Annotated in this window: 14 protein-coding genes and 1 tRNA gene; 8 read left to right on the forward strand and 7 right to left on the reverse strand. The window is 33.6% G+C overall.

The window, feature by feature from the left end; genetic code table 11:
* Positions 1–11: 11 nt before the first annotated feature.
* The 3 genes from FLACHUCJ7_RS12385 (at position 12) to FLACHUCJ7_RS12395 (ending at position 5,377) form a co-directional block, all read left to right on the forward strand.
* Positions 12–3,260 (forward strand): pectinesterase family protein, encoded by a 3,249-nt coding sequence (locus tag FLACHUCJ7_RS12385; RefSeq protein ID WP_180909108.1) that lies wholly within the window; start codon positions 12–14, stop codon positions 3,258–3,260.
* A gap of 209 nt (positions 3,261–3,469) precedes the next feature.
* Positions 3,470–4,336: a T9SS type A sorting domain-containing protein gene (locus tag FLACHUCJ7_RS12390; RefSeq protein ID WP_180909109.1), complete on the forward strand. Its 867-nt coding sequence runs from the start codon at positions 3,470–3,472 to the stop codon at positions 4,334–4,336.
* A gap of 141 nt (positions 4,337–4,477) precedes the next feature.
* Positions 4,478–5,377, forward strand: a complete 900-nt coding sequence (locus FLACHUCJ7_RS12395) for a carbohydrate kinase family protein (RefSeq protein WP_180909110.1) — start codon at positions 4,478–4,480, stop codon at positions 5,375–5,377.
* Between the two features lie 37 nt (positions 5,378–5,414).
* Here the strand turns inward: FLACHUCJ7_RS12395 and FLACHUCJ7_RS12400 are convergent, their stop codons facing one another.
* A complete protein-coding gene (locus FLACHUCJ7_RS12400) occupies positions 5,415–6,635 on the reverse strand; it encodes a DUF763 domain-containing protein (RefSeq protein WP_180909111.1) in 1,221 nt (406 codons plus the stop codon).
* A gap of 83 nt (positions 6,636–6,718) precedes the next feature.
* On the reverse strand, positions 6,719–6,976 hold the full coding sequence (locus tag FLACHUCJ7_RS12405; protein ID WP_180909112.1) for a hypothetical protein: 258 nt from the start codon (positions 6,974–6,976) through the stop codon (positions 6,719–6,721).
* A 343-nt stretch (positions 6,977–7,319) separates the two neighbouring features.
* Between FLACHUCJ7_RS12405 and FLACHUCJ7_RS12410 the strand changes: the two genes are divergently transcribed.
* Entirely contained in the window at positions 7,320–8,351 is a 1,032-nt protein-coding gene (locus tag FLACHUCJ7_RS12410; protein ID WP_230408817.1) for an alpha/beta hydrolase, read from the forward strand.
* 53 nt (positions 8,352–8,404) lie between these two features.
* Here the strand turns inward: FLACHUCJ7_RS12410 and uxaC are convergent, their stop codons facing one another.
* The 3 genes from uxaC to FLACHUCJ7_RS12425 form a co-directional block, all read right to left on the reverse strand.
* Positions 8,405–9,817: a glucuronate isomerase gene (gene uxaC / locus FLACHUCJ7_RS12415; RefSeq protein ID WP_180909114.1), complete on the reverse strand. Its 1,413-nt coding sequence runs from the start codon at positions 9,815–9,817 to the stop codon at positions 8,405–8,407.
* A gap of 69 nt (positions 9,818–9,886) precedes the next feature.
* On the reverse strand, positions 9,887–11,044 hold the full coding sequence (gene uxuA / locus FLACHUCJ7_RS12420; protein ID WP_180909115.1) for a mannonate dehydratase: 1,158 nt from the start codon (positions 11,042–11,044) through the stop codon (positions 9,887–9,889).
* A 182-nt stretch (positions 11,045–11,226) separates the two neighbouring features.
* Entirely contained in the window at positions 11,227–12,039 is an 813-nt protein-coding gene (locus FLACHUCJ7_RS12425; RefSeq protein WP_180909116.1) for an SDR family oxidoreductase, read from the reverse strand.
* A gap of 351 nt (positions 12,040–12,390) precedes the next feature.
* On the opposite strand from FLACHUCJ7_RS12425, the gene FLACHUCJ7_RS12430 reads away from it, so the two are divergent.
* Together FLACHUCJ7_RS12430 and FLACHUCJ7_RS12435 are read left to right on the forward strand one after the other, a co-directional pair.
* Positions 12,391–13,404: a substrate-binding domain-containing protein gene (locus FLACHUCJ7_RS12430; protein ID WP_180909161.1), complete on the forward strand. Its 1,014-nt coding sequence runs from the start codon at positions 12,391–12,393 to the stop codon at positions 13,402–13,404.
* A gap of 633 nt (positions 13,405–14,037) precedes the next feature.
* The gene (locus tag FLACHUCJ7_RS12435) at positions 14,038–14,628 is read left to right on the forward strand and encodes an SHOCT domain-containing protein (RefSeq protein ID WP_078225900.1); all 591 of its coding nucleotides are present in this window, start codon (positions 14,038–14,040) and stop codon (positions 14,626–14,628) included.
* Positions 14,629–15,277: 649 nt separating this feature from the next.
* Here FLACHUCJ7_RS12435 and FLACHUCJ7_RS12440 read toward each other — a convergent pair.
* Positions 15,278–15,351 (reverse strand) — tRNA-Met (locus FLACHUCJ7_RS12440).
* 153 nt (positions 15,352–15,504) lie between these two features.
* Between FLACHUCJ7_RS12440 and FLACHUCJ7_RS12445 the strand changes: the two genes are divergently transcribed.
* Positions 15,505–15,897, forward strand: a complete 393-nt coding sequence (locus FLACHUCJ7_RS12445; RefSeq protein WP_007804463.1) for an START-like domain-containing protein — start codon at positions 15,505–15,507, stop codon at positions 15,895–15,897.
* A gap of 54 nt (positions 15,898–15,951) precedes the next feature.
* On the forward strand, positions 15,952–16,788 hold the full coding sequence (locus FLACHUCJ7_RS12450) for an aminotransferase class IV (protein ID WP_180909117.1): 837 nt from the start codon (positions 15,952–15,954) through the stop codon (positions 16,786–16,788).
* Here the strand turns inward: FLACHUCJ7_RS12450 and FLACHUCJ7_RS12455 are convergent.
* Positions 16,785–17,345 (reverse strand): YqgE/AlgH family protein, encoded by a 561-nt coding sequence (locus tag FLACHUCJ7_RS12455; protein WP_031456995.1) that lies wholly within the window; start codon positions 17,343–17,345, stop codon positions 16,785–16,787. The genes FLACHUCJ7_RS12450 and FLACHUCJ7_RS12455 overlap by 4 nt on opposite strands.
* Between the last annotated feature and the right edge of the window lie 5 nt (positions 17,346–17,350).

A 17,350-nucleotide genomic window follows, 5' to 3' on the forward strand; every position in this document is an offset into this window, starting at 1 on the left:
TAATACCACTTATGAAAACAAAATTACGATTACTCTTTTTTACGATATTGCTTTCAGTATCGTATATCCATGCTCAAAAAACAGATGTTTGGGATTTTGGAGGCGCAACATTGGATGTCAATTTGTATAATAATAAATTGACTGCCACTGATATTAACACTTGGTATACCTATAGTGCAACAATTGTGCAAGGGACAGCAAGTTCTGCTAACGTTCTAAGTGGCTCAACAGCTTTGACACTTACTTCTGGAGCACTAACACTTAAAACAGGCAATAATGACAGATTGTATACAACGAATACAGCTATTACAAGATATGCAACAGGTAATTTAGGGACAACAGACGCTAATTATACTGCAAGATATTATTGTAATGGTAGTGCGAGTGCTACAACACGTTTTTTTACTCTAACATTAAATGAAGATGATGAAGTAACGGTTGTTGCAAGTATAGAATCAGCTGCTTCAAGTAATAACTTAACAGTTGTTAATACTACAACAAATACCCAAACAGAGTTGATTCCATTAGTAACGTCAGGTACTAGTGTTACACTTGCAAAATTTCAGGCAAAACAAGCTGGAAACTTTACAATAACTTGTTTGGGAGGTAAAGGGAATTATTACCGAATTTATAGAAAACCAGCTTCTTATGCTGCAATAACAGGAAATCTAGATGTTTCACAAGCAGCAGACATTCCTAATGGATATTCTGTAGTATTTACAAATACGGCAGGAAAATCATGGACGGCTCCTGTTACTAATGGTACTTATAATGTGAGCCTTCCTAAAGGTTTTACTTATAAAATGACTTTGCTTAATGCCAATGGTTATATTATTAGTAATGGCGAATACTTAGCAGTTTCAGATGCAACTACGACTTATGATATTGCGATTTTAAAAGTAGATTTATATACAGTAAGTGGTTCAATCACAGGATTGGGAACAGATATTTCAAAATTAAGTTTAACATATACTCCAGATGCTTCTGCTAATAAAGTGTATATTCCTAAACCTGTAATTAATACCGCTAATGCGACTTATAGCGTAGATTTGGAAGCAAATACACAATATGTTGTTTCAGGTCAGGGAGTTAATGATTATGAAATTTTATCAAACGTTGTAAATATTACAGGTGCTACTTCAGCAAATGTTGCATTTACAGCAAAACCGGTTTATGGTGTAACTATAAATGCCACGGGTTTAGATGTTACGCAATTAAATAATCTAAAATTAACTTTTACCAACTTAAACGAAAGTGGATATGTTTATAATTTTAACTCAACAACCGGTATTTCTTTGCGTAATGGTACATATGCAGTTAGCTATACTGGCTTAGATGCTTATTCAGTTGAGCTTGGTTTGGTTTCTAATTTAACAGTGAATGGTTCAGCAGTTACAAAAGTTTTAGCATTCAAACCGGTTTCTGTTTGGTCTTTTGATGATAAAACAATAACAACTTCTACTACTGCATACAAAGGAATGGTGTTTGGAGGAACTGCTGCGACTATTTCTAACAGTGTTTCTTCAGGTCATTTATTAGCAAAAACCGGTGGTACTATTCAGGTTCCGGTAAATGTTGGAGATAAAATTACAGTTTCATATTATTACACGGCTAATTTCTCTATTGATGGAGGTACAGCAATTACAACTGCAACTAACAGTACAGCAAATGTAGAAAAAGTAGAATATATATACCCGGGAAGTACATCTGGATATGTAACCATTACTATGGGCGGTTCAGCATTAACAACTTATATTACTGAAATTAAAATTGGTGGCAGTATACCTTATGTTTCTACAATTACTGTAGGAACTGACAAAACATACAAAACCATAAATGCAGCATTAGATGCTATTGCGAAAATGCCGCGTACCGCTTCAGATCGTGTTACAGTTATGATTGATCCGGGAAACTATGAAGAAATGTTAGTAATAAATCAGGCGAATGTAACATTAAAAAATGCGGCATCTAATCCAACGATAGAATTATTAAATAAAGGGGTTGATATTGGAAGTTCTTCGGTTAGGGTTACTTCATATTATGGTCATGGATATAGCTATTACAGTATGTCATCAGATCAAAAATGGCATGAAGATGTTTTAAAAGTAAACAAAGAAAATGGTTATTTATCTTATGCTAATGCAGGTTCCGGAACTACTAATGGATCTTATTGGAATGCGACTATAGTGATAAATGCTAACGGTTTTGAAGCAAATGATATTATTTTTGAGAACTCTTTTAATCAGTACATTTCTAAAAAAGAATCCGAAGATGTGGTTGAAATGTGGGCAGTAGGAAATAAAGGACTTCGCCCAACAGATATTGGAAATACTGCTGTTCAGAACAGAAGCTTTGTAGAAAGAGCAGCTGCTATCTCAATTCTTAACAATGTTGATAAAGTAATATTGAATAAATGTAGAGTGATAGGTCGTCAGGATTCATTTTATGGAGGAACCGGTGCCAGAGTAGTAGTGTATAAAGGCGCTATGATGGGGGCTGTAGATTATATTTTTGGTGGAATGAATGCTGTTTTTTATAAAACTGATTTGTCAATGAATACAAGTGATGTAAGTAGCGATCAGGCTTATATTACAGCTCCTCAGCAAAGTACCGGAAGAGGCTATTTAATGTACGAATGTAAAGTTACAACAGCCACCCCTGGAATAGAAACAGCTTCAGCTTATCGTGCAAAACCAGGTTATTTTGGTCGTCCTTGGGCTGCTAATACAAGTGAAGTTGTTTTTTATAATACTACGATTGAAACATCTAATTATCCAGGTAGTGAAAATCTTTCTTTAATTGTACCTGCAGGCTGGAATAATTCATTGAGCGGAGAATCTGTAAAAATGTATGAATACGGAACTATAGAAAACTCAGGGGTAAACAATAGTACAAGTCGTGCTGCATGGTCTACTAAATTAGCAGCACCTATATTAAATGATGGTACAGCTATTACAACTTTTAATTTTACAAAAGGAAGCGATAATTGGGATCCTTTACCACAATTAATTGCTAATGAAAGTTTAGGGGTTAAAGATAATACGCCAACTTCTGCTGTTAAGGTTGTTGGATATAAAAACAGAATTGCAATTTCAAATGTAAAATCAGAAACGGCTGTGGCTGTTTACAGTATTACAGGAGCTAAGGTAAAAACATTCAAAACAACTCAGGATGTTGATTTTGAATTCCAAAATGGTATTTGGATTGTGGTTGTTAAAGCTGAAGATGGTCAAAAATCTGTGAAAGTTATTACACATTAATTTCAAGTTTCAATTTATTTAAAGCATGCCTATTATTTTAGGCATGCTTTTTTTGTTTTAGGTTTATTCTTTTCCTGCCAGGATGTATGAAATGGATTGTATAATAAAAATTTTAAAATAAACACATATTTTTTTACATTTTAATAAAAAAATATTAACTTAGAAAATCGATTACAATTGTGATTATTAAACTATTAAAACCATAAATTATGAAAAGAAAATTACTTTATTTAACTGCTGTTTTGCTTTTTTCAGTAGGATCTATTAATGCACAAACTACAACTTGGAATTTTAGCGACAATACTGTTAGTGGTACCGTTACAGTTCCAAGTCCAGCGTTTCCTACTGCAGGGGTTCTTACAAGCGCTTCGGGTAGTACTGCAGGAACTTCACCAAATACTATAAACGTTGGTGGTTTGAATTTATATGGACATACTGCTGTTGGTGCTTCAGCTTTTGCTGCTATATCAGGGAATAGCCAAACTTTTTCTGATGGATATGTTGGTGCAAATAGAGCAAGTACTGGAGGTTCAAGTGCAGCGGCAACAGGGACTTTTTTGCCTACTATTCGTTATTTTTCTTTCAATGTAAGTGGTCCATGTACAGTTAAAGCTTGGATAAAACATACAACAGCGATACCTACTAATGGTACAGCACCTACAACACGTACTCTTTATGTGTCAGATGGAGCGGCTCTTTATGGAAGCGGTTCAGTTACTAATGACGTAACTGCTAATTTATCTAATGTAGTTACCGTTAATGTTACAAATTCTGGTTTGGTTTATATTTATGGGGATAGTTCTTTTGCAGTTTATAAGATTGAAGTTTCTGGAGCAACACTTTCAACTAATAATTTTCAAGCAGATTCTAAAGTAACTATATTTGGTGCAGATGGAAAAATCAATGTTGCAAATGTAACTGCAGCTGCTAAAGTTAGTGTGTATAGTATAACAGGTGCACTGGTTAAATCTACTGAAACTAATGAAGATGTAAGTTTATCTGTTAAGAGTGGTGTTTATATTGTAAAAGCAGAATCTGAAGAAGGTACCAAAACAGTAAAAGTTTTAGTAAAATAAGCTAAATTGTAATATTAAAAGGGAATATTCGGATAACGAATATTCCCTTTTTTTGTAGAATACAGATAGCTAATTTGTTTATAGATTTGCTATAAGGTTGATTGTTTTTACTTTAAATTGTAATTTTAGAAAAAAATATAAATGAGTAATAACAAAAAACTTAAAGTCGTAGCCTTCGGAGAAATTCTTTGGGATGTTTTTGATAACGAAAAAAAGATTGGCGGAGCACCATTAAATGTGGCTTTGCGAATGAAAAGCCTGGGGTGTGAGGTCACCGTGATAAGCAGTGTGGGAAATGATGAAGATGGAGTTGCTATTCTTAATGAAGTAAAAATATTAGGGGTGGGGACGGATGTAATATTGCAATCGGAAACGTTTCCAACAGGTTTGGTAAACGTAACTCTGGATAAAAATGGTTCTGCAACTTATGATATTCATTACCCGGCAGCCTGGGATAAAATTAAAATAAACGATTTGGGGCAAAATTTGGTAAACAATTCAGATGTTTTAATTTACGGAAGTTTGGTTTGCAGGGATGAAGTATCCCGAAAATCTTTAGAATCATTATTGCAACACAGAATTTATAAAGTATTTGATGTTAATTTAAGAAAGCCACATTATTCATATGAAATTCTCGAAATATTAATGATGTCTGCCAATTTTATCAAATTCAATGATGATGAAATTCTTGAAATTGCTACAGCTTTGCAGTCTCCTTTTACAACACTCGAAGATAATATTGAGTTTATAGCTTCCAGAACAAATACATCGTCTATTTGTGTAACAAAAGGAAAAGATGGAGCTTTGTTGTTATGGGAAGGGAAATTGTATAAAAACGACGGTTATCTGGTTCAGGTTGCCGATACAGTAGGCGCAGGAGATTCATTTTTAGCATCATTAATAACTTCTTTGCTTACAGGAAAACTGCCTCAGGACTCTATTGATTTTGCTTGTGCTGTTGGGGCATTAGTTGCTGCATCGACTGGCGCAAATCCGGTTATTTCTTTTGGTGAAATTGAAAAATTGATTTCAGGAAAGTAATAATTGACGTAAAATTAAATCCCGCTATCTAATCAGTTTAAAACAATTCCAGTTGATTATTTGGATGAATAGGCTTGTTTTTAGGTGGTTTAGTATCTCCAAAAACAGTTCTTCCTCCATATTGGTGCGATTCGTCTCTTTCTCTTTGAATTAGTGCATCAAAATTGGAGTTTGGTGTAAAACTTTCTTCAGCCTTTCTTGATATTTCGGACAATTTTTGAATCGCTTGTATTTTATCGCTATTGCCTATTTTAGCACGATTAATAGCTCTTTGCAAAGTATCAATTGTTTCATCGTATATTTTTACCGGAACAGGAAACGGATGTCCGTCTTTTCCACCATGGGCGAATGAAAAACGTGCCGGATCTTCAAATCGGGTAGGAGTGCCGTAAATGATTTCACTAACCAATGCTAATGATTGTAAAGCTCTTGGCCCCATTCCTTTTAAAAGCAGCAGTTCTTCAAAATCTTCCGGTTTATTCTCATGAGTTGTCCAGAGCATTGCGCCGAGCCTTTTCATATTAACATCCTCCATCCTGACATCATGATGTGCAGGCATAGAAAGGTACTGCATCTCCTTCATGATTTTTGCTGGAGATTCTTTCGATAATTCCAAAATACCTTCTCTGGATTTGGTCGCTGCATGAGCTGTAAGATTTAAGATAGTACCCTGATTTTCGCCATAAATAAAAGTGTGCGGTTCATTTATAAAAGACTTTAAATCTTGCGAATGCCAATGGTATCTTCTCGCTGTTTTAGAGTTGGGATTCATTCCCTGTTGAATAACGGCCCATTGCCCTTTATTGTCCACAATAAAATTATGCTGGTACAATTGAAATCCGTCCTGAATGGCTGTATTGTCAACTTTGGCGGCAAGCCTGCTGCAATTCGCAAGATTATTGCCGTCAAGACCTGTTTTTTCACCAACAGATAAAAGCTCCTGTGGTGTTAACATGGAATGTTTGCCTTTGCCGCCACAAATGTATATACCTAATTCTTTCGAATGTGGGTTTACCGACTTTTTTAAGGCTCCAAGTACTGAAGTTGTAATTCCGGATGAATGCCAGTCCATTCCCATCATAGCGCCAAAACTTTGAAACCAAAACGGATTGCTTAATTTGCTTATTACTTCTGAAGTGGAAAATTCCATGGCAATCGTTTCTACAATTGCAAAACCAAGTTTAGACATTCGTTCGGCAAGCCATAATGGAACATGTCCATAATGTAAGGGAAGATCTGCTGTGCCGGAACGTTTCATTTAGTGAAATTTGTATCTGTACAAAAATAAATAAAATACTTTTAAATGCCGGTAAGGCCGAAAAGTTGTTCCAATTTAGAACTTTATTGCTGCTCTTCTAAATTGTCTACTGCAGAAATCTGATCCAGGATATTGGTTTGGTTTGGTGAGATATAGTTTTTTATTTCGCTGGGAGTTTCTTTCTTAAAAAGAATATCTAAGGCATTGTATAGTTTTAATAAAACATCCTTGTCTTCTTTAGCAATTTCTAAAGCCGTATTAAAATTAAAAACATAATTATTCGAATTGCGTACTTCTACTTTTATCGTTTTTGATGTGATTTTAAATTTGACTATATCCATGTTGCTGTAAATTACTTAGTTTTCAAAGCTATTCTAAACGTCTGCTATCTTTCATTTTAATATAAAGAAAATATTGCTCTGTTTGCCAGTACAAAATTAGGATTTAATAGAACTAATTCCAATACAAAAGACAATCAATTGGTTCAAATAAGATTGGATGTCTTGTAGTTGGGTACAAGGTGTAAAATTACTCCATTTATTTTATTTTCGTATTTTAATAAGTGTTTAAGTTTTATAAGGAATCATTAAAATAAAAAAAAATAAATGTGATTAAACCTTTTATCCCTAAATACAGTCTAATTTTTAACATTTAATTATATTAGTTATGAAGTATATCCTGAAAATGATTCTATTTACATTAGTACTAACATCATGTTCCAATGATGCAAACACAGAAAAATCTGATCCCCAGTATGTTGATGATGATCTTGCCGGACCTATCTCACGGCCAGCTTCAGGATATGGAGCAGACGGAACTTTTTCTGTTGCAAAAATTTCTTTTGCAAGTCCAGCCTATGAAGGTAAAAATGTTCAAATCTTTTATCCACAAGGAATTACTTCGCCCAAACCTGTTATTTTTTATTCTCATCCCTATGGAGGAGAAGAAAGTGCTTACAATATTGGACTTTACGAATTTATTGCCAAAAAAGGATATGTAGTAGTATTTGCACCTTATCCAACCACCGGAGTAACGATTGATGAGAGATACAATACTTTATGGCAGAGTTTTAAAAAAGCAGTAACAGATTACCCAGAGATCATTGATACAAAAAAAGTAGGGTTCATGGGGCATTCTTTTGGTGGAGGTGCATCATTTTCACTGGCACACAGAGCATTTATTGATGAAGGCTGGGGTGAAAACGGCAGATTTATTTTTGCAATGGCGCAATGGTATGCATACCAGTTATCAGACAGTCAGTTGCTCGATTTTCCTGCCAATACAAAGTTGATTACAGAAGTTTATGATGATGATACAACAAATGATCACCGTCTTGCTATAGATATTTTTAAAAATATAAACATTGCCAATTCAGAAAAAGATTTTATTTTAATAAAGAAAAGTGTGCTACCTTCTTTTACTTATACTGCAGAGCATAATTTGCCAAATACACAGTCATCTTATGATGCTTACGATTATTACGGTGTTTACCGACTTTTGGACGCTATGATTGATTATAGTTTTAACGGAAATGCGAATGCTAAAAATGTAGCTTTGGGTAATGGGTCAGCAGTACAAGTTACAATGCCAGGATATAACGGGCAGGCATTGTCATCTTTGGTTGTCACTGATAATCCTGTTGCATTATATCCACAATCAAGATACTTATTTCAATGTAGTTCGACTAATAATCCAAGGGTTGCTCATTGCAATTAAGTGTAAAATGAAAATAGCACCGTTTTATAATAAACGGTGCTAAAATAATTTATCTACTTCTGGTCAAAACCAAAATACACAACAGCATTCTCACTGCATATTTTACGGACTAAACCACCAATTAACGCTATGTCGTTTGGTAATTCTGCTTTTTCGACTTCCTCACCCAAAACATTGCATAAAATGCGTCTGAAATATTCATGTCTCGGAAAAGAAAGAAAACTTCTTGAGTCTGTAAGCATACCCACAAAATGGCTTAATAACCCAAAATTAGAAAGAACGTCCAATTGTTTTTGCATTCCATCTTTTTGGTCTAAGAACCACCAGGCTGCTCCGTACTGCATTTTACCGGGAGTTGAGCCATCATTAAAGTTTGCTGCCATTGAAGCAATCATTTCACTGTCGCGCGGATTTAGGTTATAAACAATTGTTTTAGCTAATGCATTTTCTTTAGTTAAACGACCAAAAAAACGACTCATGTTTTGAGCCATAATCTGATCGCCAATAGAGTCAAATCCATGATCCGGACCTAATAATTGCATCATTTTGGTGTTGTTGTTTCGAATAGCCCCTACGTGAAATTGTTGTACCCATGATTTCTTTGCGTTCATGACAGCAATTTTATGCAGAACAGCAGATTTATATTGGTAAATTTCCCTTGGTAGTAAGGTTTCATTATTTAGACCTTTTTGAAATATTTGATTAACATCAGTCTCAGTATAGTCTGCCGCATAATAGTTTTCATGTCCGTGATCTGATATTCTACACCCGGCTTCATGAAAAAAGGAATGTCGTTCTTCAAGAGCTTTTAATAAATCAGCAAATGTATTTACAGGATAATGCACAATTGCTTCTAATTTTTTGATCCAGTCAGTAAATGCCTGGCCTTTTTCAATTTCAGTTGCTTTATCAGGACGGAAAGTAGGTAATACCGCAATTTTAAATCTTTCGTCTTTTAATTGTTTATGATACTGTAAATTATCTGTAGGATCGTCTGTAGTGCCTACCATTTTTACATTCATTTTATGCAATAAATTACGGACACTAAATTCAGGTTTCTTCAATAATTCATTACAGGTATCATATATTCTTTGCGCAGATGCGCCATTGAGTAATTCATTTACCCCAAAATAGCCCTGCAATTCCAAATGTGTCCAGTGATATAAAGGATTTCTTAATGTATTTGGCAATGTCTGAGCGTATTTTTCAAATTTTTCAAAATCAGAAGCGTCTCCGGTAATATATTTTTCATCGATACCATTGGCACGCATCGCACGCCATTTGTAATGATCTCCCTCTATCCAAAGTTGGGTAATGTTTTCGAACTGACGGTCTTCGACAATATCTTTTGGAGACAAATGTGAATGATAATCATAAATGGGCTGCATTTTAGCAAAGTCATGATAGAGCTTCTTTGCTGTATCATTGTGTAATAGAAAGTCCTCGGTTATAAAGCTTTGTTGCATGCTATGACTGTTGAAAAACTCCACCTTGCACCAATTTGTTTGCAAAAATGTGAAGGTGGAATATCATTATTATAAACTTCTTTTAATCCCTAATTCTAGTCCGCGTAATTCGGCCAGTCCTCTTAAGCGGCCTATTCCTGAATATCCGGGATTTGTTTTTTTCTTTAAATCGTCTAACATTTGGTGTCCGTGATCAGGGCGCATTGGAATAATCCTTCCGGTTTGTTTTTCCATTTTTACAATAGATTTTACCACTTCATACATGTCAACATTTCCTTCTAAATGGTTAGCCTCGTAAAAATTACCTTCTTCATCGCGTTGTGTGCTTCTCAAGTGGATAAAATTCATTTTCTCTCCATTACGATCAATCATTCCTGACAAATCATTTTTGGCAATTACGCCATAAGATCCTGTACACATGCAAAATCCATTAGAAGGCGAATCAATAGCATTTAGTAATTGTACTAAATCAGCTTCTGTACTCACAACTCTTGGTAATCCTAAAATTGGATAAGGAGGATCGTCAGGATGAATAGCCATTTTTACCCCTACACTTTCGGCTACAGGTACAATTTCACGTAGGAAATAATATAGGTTTTCTTTTAATTTAGCAGCATCGATGCCATCGTAACTCTGAAGTACTTTTAGGAAATCTTCAACACTATACGACTCCTCGGCACCAGGCAAACCGGCGATGATATTTTGCTGTAATTTTACTTTATCTGCATCAGATAACTTTTCAAAAGTTGCTTTCGCTTTTACTTGCTGTGCTTCAGTATAAGTGTTTTCTGCACCCGGACGTTTTAAAATAAACAATTCAAAAGCAGCAAATTCATTGATGTCAAAACGTAATGCTTTTGAACCATCCGGCATTTCGTATGACAAATCGGTTCTTGACCAGTCTAATACAGGCATGAAATTATAGCAAACGATATGAACGCCACATGATGCAAGATTTTTGATGCTTTGCTTGTAGTTTTCTATGTATTTTAAATAATCTCCCGATTGTTTTTTGATGTCTTCATGCACAGGAATACTTTCTACAACTGAAAAAGTCATTCCTGCAGCTTCAACTTCATTTTTTCGTTTCATAATTTCTTCGACTTCCCACACCTGTCCATTTTTAATGTGGTGTAAAGCAGTTACAATTCCGGTTGCACCGGCTTGTCTGGCATCAGCTAATTGTACAGGGTCATTTGGACCGTACCATCTCCATGTTTGTTCCATAATTTTATATTTTTTGTTTTAATTTAAAAATTTTTAGATTTAAGATGTAAAGAATTTCGTAAAATCGTCAATATCATCTATTTTATCAACACAAATCTGAAATCACAAATCTGAAATCAAAAATCAGCAATCACTTTATTTATTAGTTATTTTACCTTTAGGACTATCAAATTTTCGATAATTTAAATACTTGAAGCTCCAAAACCTCCATCAACTTTAATTATTGTTCCCGTTACAAATTTAGACATATCGCTGCATAAGAAAAGCAATACACCATCCAGGTCTTCAGGAATCCCAAAACGTCCCATTGGAGTATGGTCAATTATTTTAAGACTTCTTGGAGTTAGTTCACCTTCCGGAGTCAGTAATAAAGCTCTGTTTTGTTCTCCAATAAAAAATCCCGGAGCAATAGCATTTACCCGAATTCCTTCTCCATATTTAGAAGCTAATTCAACAGACATCCATTTTGTAAAGTTATCAATAGCAGCTTTTGAAGCTGAATAACCAACTACTCTTGTTAAAGGACGCTCTGCAGATGCAGATGAAATATTGATGATTACACCACTTTTTTGTTTTGCAAAAAGTTCTGAAAATACTTGGGTAGGCAAAATTGTTCCAATGATATTAAGGTCAAGTACTTTTTGTAAATGATCTTTCTTTAAATCATAAATCGCCTGATTTGGTCCAATTGTAGCTCCTGGCATATTTCCTCCGGCAGCATTGATTAAAATATCCAAACGGCCATATTTCTCAATAATACGATCTCGTATCGCTTCAAGTTCTTCCTGATTTAAAACATTTCCTTTTACAGCAAATGCTTTTCCTCCATTTTTTTCTATTTCTGCAACAGTAACTTGTGCTTCTTCAATTGATAATCCCAAAATTCCTGTAGTTACCCCCTGGTTAGCTAAAACCTGAGCCATGTTGCTTCCCAATACACCTGCACCGCCTGTAATTAGCGCTATTTTTCCTTCTAGGTTAAATATCGAATTCATTTTAATTATTTTATTTTGATTACTTACTTTTTATTTTTTTGTATACTGTGAACGTTTTTAGTTTTATTTTTTTTGACATATCTTTATTTTTACGTGTGCGTACACGGATTTAATTCTAAAAATGAATTGAAATATTTTTAATTCATTTTGAATAGGCATAAAAACAAATGTTTCCAAAAATGCTTTTATTTCGTAATCATACTGTTATAATTTTCGTGTACGCACACGTGATTTGCAAATATATATAAAAACTTAAATAAAAAATGCAACTTTTCAATAAAAAAAAATTATTTTTGGAACTCTCTTAAATTATTTAACTTAAAGCGTAAGAATATCATAACAATAAAAAAAATAGCAGAACTTGCAAATGTTTCTCCGGGAACAGTTGACAGAATCATTCACAATCGTGGACAGGTATCACAGGAGAATATTGATAAGGTAAATGCCATTATTAAAAAACATGGTTTTAAACGAAATATTTTTGCAAGTAATTTAGCCTCGAATAAAAAATCCAGAATTGCTGTTTTTTTACCAAAGCCTGAGAAATTGGAATATTGGGAGAGTCAGTTAACGGGAGTTAAAAAGGCGGGTGAAGAATTTGGAAAATTTGGTATTGAACTATATTACTTTCTGTACGACTTTGATAGTGAGTCATTTCAGGCAATGTTTTCGAAGGTGTTAGATTTTGAATGTGAAGGATTGCTTTTTTCGCCTATTTTCCATGAAGAATCACTCTTGTTTTTAGAACACTATAAAAATAAAAATACACCGGTTGTAATGATTGATTCGGATATTAATAACGATATATCTCATTTTTATATTGGTCAGGATGCTTTTAAAAGTGGATATTTAGCGGGCCGGCTCATTAGTTTTGCTGTAAAAAATGAACGGAATGTGCTTATTGTTAAAATAGCAAAAGAAATTGATAGTACTTCGGTTTATTTACAGCGTATAAAAGGATTTTATACTTTTTTTGAAGAGCATTCAGAACTGACCAATTTTAATTTTTCTGAAATTACGGTTAAAGATCCTGATGTCAATCAGCTTACTTTGGAAATGTTTAAAAACATCAGCAGTATATTCATACCCAATTCACGTGCCTACATTGTAGCACAGTTTTTAGAACAGCAAAACATAAAAGGGATTAGAATAATAGGTTATGATCTTTTAAAAGAAAATATAACCTATTTGAATTCCGGTATAATTGATTTTTTAATTAATCAAAAACCGGAAGAGCAGGGGTATACAGGAATAAGTTATCTCTACAAAAAAATCATTCTGCATGAAAAAAATTTAAATCCTACTCATTTTATCCCACTGGATATAATTGTAAAAGAAAATTATGCTACAAGTTTAAATAAATAAGTACAACATGGAAAGCAAGGTTATGCTGTTATTTTAATTAGGCTTTATTAAGTCAGAGCATTATGTTCATCTTCAGTTGTTAATATATTGATCATATTTAACTCATTTGTTTCGTAACTGTGGAGGAATATTAGAAAAGATGACTTGGAATATACAATCCGTTTGCGCAGGTCTGTATAACGTTAGTTAAGAATAGCATTCTGTGCCCGTAAAGTAAAGCAAACTAAATATGTAAAATTGCCTCGCTCTAAAAGAGTTATTTATGAAAAGCGACGCTGGCTCTCCGAAGTTTTTCTCACCAAACACTTTACAAATGTGTCCGACTTTGCATAATATTTTTAATGTCCATGTAAATTCCAAACTCCTTAAATGTCTTTCGACTTTAAATAACTCTTTTTATGGAGTTTAGTTTTATTGAATAGGGAAGAAACAACCAATTATTCTTTTGGTCGTTTGTAATCTTTTTTTGTTATTTTTGATAACATTCAAACGAAACAAATTACGCCAGTCTGCCTTAATCGCAGCGGATATATCAATGTTTGTTTTGGCATATACAAGTTGTGTGTCATATTACAAAAACGTCATGAAGAACGTTCTTCTTAAAATAAAAATTAACTTTAAAAACAAATAAAAATGGGATTTTTAGACTCACTAAAAGATTCACTTAAGTATCCAAGATTTTCGGAAAAATATGAAATGGGGTTTCCTGATATTAGTAGGGGTGACAAGCCTGTTATAATTCAATTCAGAGAAAATGAAGTCGAATTTAAAATACTGACAGGGTTTACATCAGTGAAAAAGATTATTAAGCCAGATGACATCATAGAAGTTGGACTAAATCAAGAGTCTTACAGGTCTGCAGGAAAAGCAGCTACTGGAGCAATTATTGGAGGAATTTTGACAGGTGGAATTGGCTTATTAGCTGGTGCTGCTATCGGTGGAAAAAGAAGAAAAGAAAATCATTTGACATTAATAGTAAATAATAACGGAAATGAATGTGATATTTCTATAAAACAAAGTAAAAATATTCCAAATTTATATTCAGAATTAAAAAGATTGTTAAACAAACAAACTACAAAACCAATTTTAAAAGAGTTAGAAAGTTCAGACAATGAAACTAAATCAAATTTAGCAAATGACTTAGAAAAGTTACATAACTTACTTGAAAAAGGAATTTTAACTCAAGAAGAGTTTAATGAACAGAAAAGAAGGATGCTCGAATAAAGATAATGATCGTTCCCGCTCCCAACGTTAGTTTTCATCGAGTGCCTACTTAAATTGTTTCCCAAAAGCAGGCATTACAATGCGGTTAAAAATAATATTGTTCTCTGAAGAAGTGTTTCGGATGAAAATCTGGGCTGTAGATAGAACATGTAGTGCGTTGCATATTCTAATAAGGTAACAGCAAAAGGGCTGGTAAGTTTTTCGCAAGTAATTTTAGCTAGTTCACTTATTAGTATGATGGTTCGTCAGCCTGCCTGAAATGAATCGGCAAAAGTTAATTATTTTGTTAAGAGGTTGTTTGAAGTTTGTTTTTGGTATTTAGTATTCAATGATTTAGGAGTGAAGTGAAGTAAATTTTATAGAATAGGAGTGCTATTGGATAAAAATTTTAGAAGTTGGAGCCGAAAATTAGTATAAAAAAGCAAATAAAATGTAAAAGGCGGGAATAATTCAAAATAGCAGCTAATAATGTCTCACTTTATAAATACTTCCTTATCGAATAATGCAAAAATCCGGAATAGTTTTGGGAGTAACTTTTAACAACTTTTCCCTATTTAGAAATAAGTTTGAGCTAATTAAAGTCGTAGTTTTTAATACAAAAAGCAATAAAAAACCCTTAAACATTTCTGTTTAAGGGTTTTGCCTTTTGTAGCGAGGACGGGAGTTGAACCCGTGACCTCAGGGTTATGAATCCTGCGCTCTAACCAACTGAGCTACCTCGCCAGAATCGCATGTGAACCGAGTTCCTCATTGCGGGTGCAAATATAAAAATTATATTAAAAATGACAAGCATAAAATGAAGAAAAAAAAATATTTTTAAAAATGCATTGTTTTCGGACATATATTCTTATATTTCGAAAAAATTTAAAGCAACACATGGATTCAAAAATACGTTACGAAATAGAGTTTCCTATCAATTCTTCGCCACAACTATTATATCAATATATATCAACACCGTCAGGTTTGTCTGAATGGTTTGCCGACAATGTAAATTCAAGAGGTGAGTTTTTTACTTTTATCTGGAATGATTCACAGGAAAAAGCACGACTTGCTTCTAAAAAAACCGGCGAAAAAGTAAAATTTAAATGGGTCGATGAGGCAAGTAAAGACACAGAATATTTCTTTGAACTACATATATTGGTTGATGAATTAACCAAAGATGTGTCATTAATGGTAATTGATTTTGCTGAAAAAGAAGAAGTAGGGGAAGCTAAGCAATTGTGGGAGAATCAAATTTCAGATCTGAAACATCTTATAGGTTCTGTTTAGTAAAAGTCTATTTTATGCCTTATATTTGCCCTGAACAAAATTCAGGGTTTTTTTATGATCAATTTTAACGGAAATGTATTAGAGCAGAAAAATGTGTTAACTCAAAATCGTGCTTTTTTGTATGGTGATGGTGTTTTTGAAACACTAAAAATAGTTAACGGTAAAATCCTGTTTCTTGAAGATCATTATTTTAGATTAATGGCTTCTATGCGGGTTGTTCGTATGGAAATTCCAATGAATTTCACAATGGAATATTTTGAGGAGCAGATTTTAAATCTGGTAAAACAAAAAGAGATTTCATCATCTGCAAGAGCCAGAATAACTGTTTTTAGAAACGATGGAGGGTTGTATTTGCCAAAAACAAATGAAGTCTCTTATTTAATTCATGCCACACCTTTAGTAAATGCTTTGTATGCATTAAATACCGTTTCATATGAAGTAGATTTGTATAAAGATTTCTATGTAACAAAACAGTTGTTATCGTCTGTAAAAACAACTAATAAGCTGATAAATGTTACCGGAAGTATTTTTGCTCACGAAAATGGCTTAGAAAACTGTATTTTACTTAATGATACGAAGAATGTGGTTGAGGTATTACAAGGGAATTTATTTATGGTTACGGGGAAAAAACTAATTACTCCACCAGTTTCAGAAGGTTGTTTAAATGGTGTTATGCGTAAGCAAATTTTAGCTTTGGCAAAGAGGATGGAAGGGATAGAAGTGTCTGAAGAAATAATTTCACCTTTTGATCTTCAAAAAGCAGATGAATTATTTCTGACAAATGTAATCACAGGAATACAGTCGATAACAAAATACCGAAAAAAGGAATTTACAGCTAATTTGGCTCATTTGTTAGTCCAAAAGCTAAACGAATCCATATCTCAAAATTAATTCAGATATGGATTCTCTGGTGCATTTGACCAAATAAGATAATCACCTCCAAGCTCTATAATTTGCTCTTTCCAAAAATGAGTGGTAGATTTTCCAATAATTTTGTTTTTATAACTATTATCGGTTATAATCCAGGAGTTTCCCTGCATTTCATTCTCAAGTTGATTTTCATCCCAACCTGTGTATCCTAAGAAAAAACGAATGTTGTTTTTATGAATAGATCCGTTATTTATTAGGTCTTTAGTCGATTCAAAATCACCTCCCCAATAGATACCATTCGAAATCTCAACACTGTTTGGGATTAATTCAGGAATATTGTGAATGAAATAGAGGTTGTCCTGTTCTACAGGTCCGCCATTGTATATTTTGAAATTGGCATCAATTTCAGGAATTAAGTCATTAATAGTGTATTTTAACGGTTTATTAATGATAAAACCTATTGATCCTTCCTTGTTATGGTCTGCTAATAAAATTACCGATCTATTAAAAGATAAATCCCCAATTATAGAAGGCTCGGCAATAAGCAGGTGTCCTTTTTTTAATTTTTCTGAAATCATACGGC

The sequence above is a fragment of the Flavobacterium salmonis genome (assembly GCF_903819435.1).
Taxonomy (GTDB): domain Bacteria; phylum Bacteroidota; class Bacteroidia; order Flavobacteriales; family Flavobacteriaceae; genus Flavobacterium; species Flavobacterium chungangense.

Bases quoted from the DNA above. Each gene is read 5' to 3' on its own strand.
- FLACHUCJ7_RS12385 (WP_180909108.1), top strand. From the start codon at position 12: ATGAAAACAAAATTACGATTACTCTTTTTTACGATATTGCTTTCAGTA.
- FLACHUCJ7_RS12390 (WP_180909109.1), top strand. From the start codon at position 3,470: ATGAAAAGAAAATTACTTTATTTAACTGCTGTTTTGCTTTTTTCAGTA.
- FLACHUCJ7_RS12395 (WP_180909110.1), top strand. From the start codon at position 4,478: ATGAGTAATAACAAAAAACTTAAAGTCGTAGCCTTCGGAGAAATTCTT.
- FLACHUCJ7_RS12400 (WP_180909111.1), bottom strand. From the start codon at position 6,635: ATGAAACGTTCCGGCACAGCAGATCTTCCCTTACATTATGGACATGTT.
- FLACHUCJ7_RS12405 (WP_180909112.1), bottom strand. From the start codon at position 6,976: ATGGATATAGTCAAATTTAAAATCACATCAAAAACGATAAAAGTAGAA.
- FLACHUCJ7_RS12410 (WP_230408817.1), top strand. From the start codon at position 7,320: ATGATTCTATTTACATTAGTACTAACATCATGTTCCAATGATGCAAAC.
- uxaC (WP_180909114.1), bottom strand. From the start codon at position 9,817: ATGCAACAAAGCTTTATAACCGAGGACTTTCTATTACACAATGATACA.
- uxuA (WP_180909115.1), bottom strand. From the start codon at position 11,044: ATGGAACAAACATGGAGATGGTACGGTCCAAATGACCCTGTACAATTA.
- FLACHUCJ7_RS12425 (WP_180909116.1), bottom strand. From the start codon at position 12,039: ATGAATTCGATATTTAACCTAGAAGGAAAAATAGCGCTAATTACAGGC.
- FLACHUCJ7_RS12435 (WP_078225900.1), top strand. From the start codon at position 14,038: ATGGGATTTTTAGACTCACTAAAAGATTCACTTAAGTATCCAAGATTT.
- FLACHUCJ7_RS12445 (WP_007804463.1), top strand. From the start codon at position 15,505: ATGGATTCAAAAATACGTTACGAAATAGAGTTTCCTATCAATTCTTCG.
- FLACHUCJ7_RS12450 (WP_180909117.1), top strand. From the start codon at position 15,952: ATGATCAATTTTAACGGAAATGTATTAGAGCAGAAAAATGTGTTAACT.
- FLACHUCJ7_RS12455 (WP_031456995.1), bottom strand. From the start codon at position 17,345: ATGATTTCAGAAAAATTAAAAAAAGGACACCTGCTTATTGCCGAGCCT.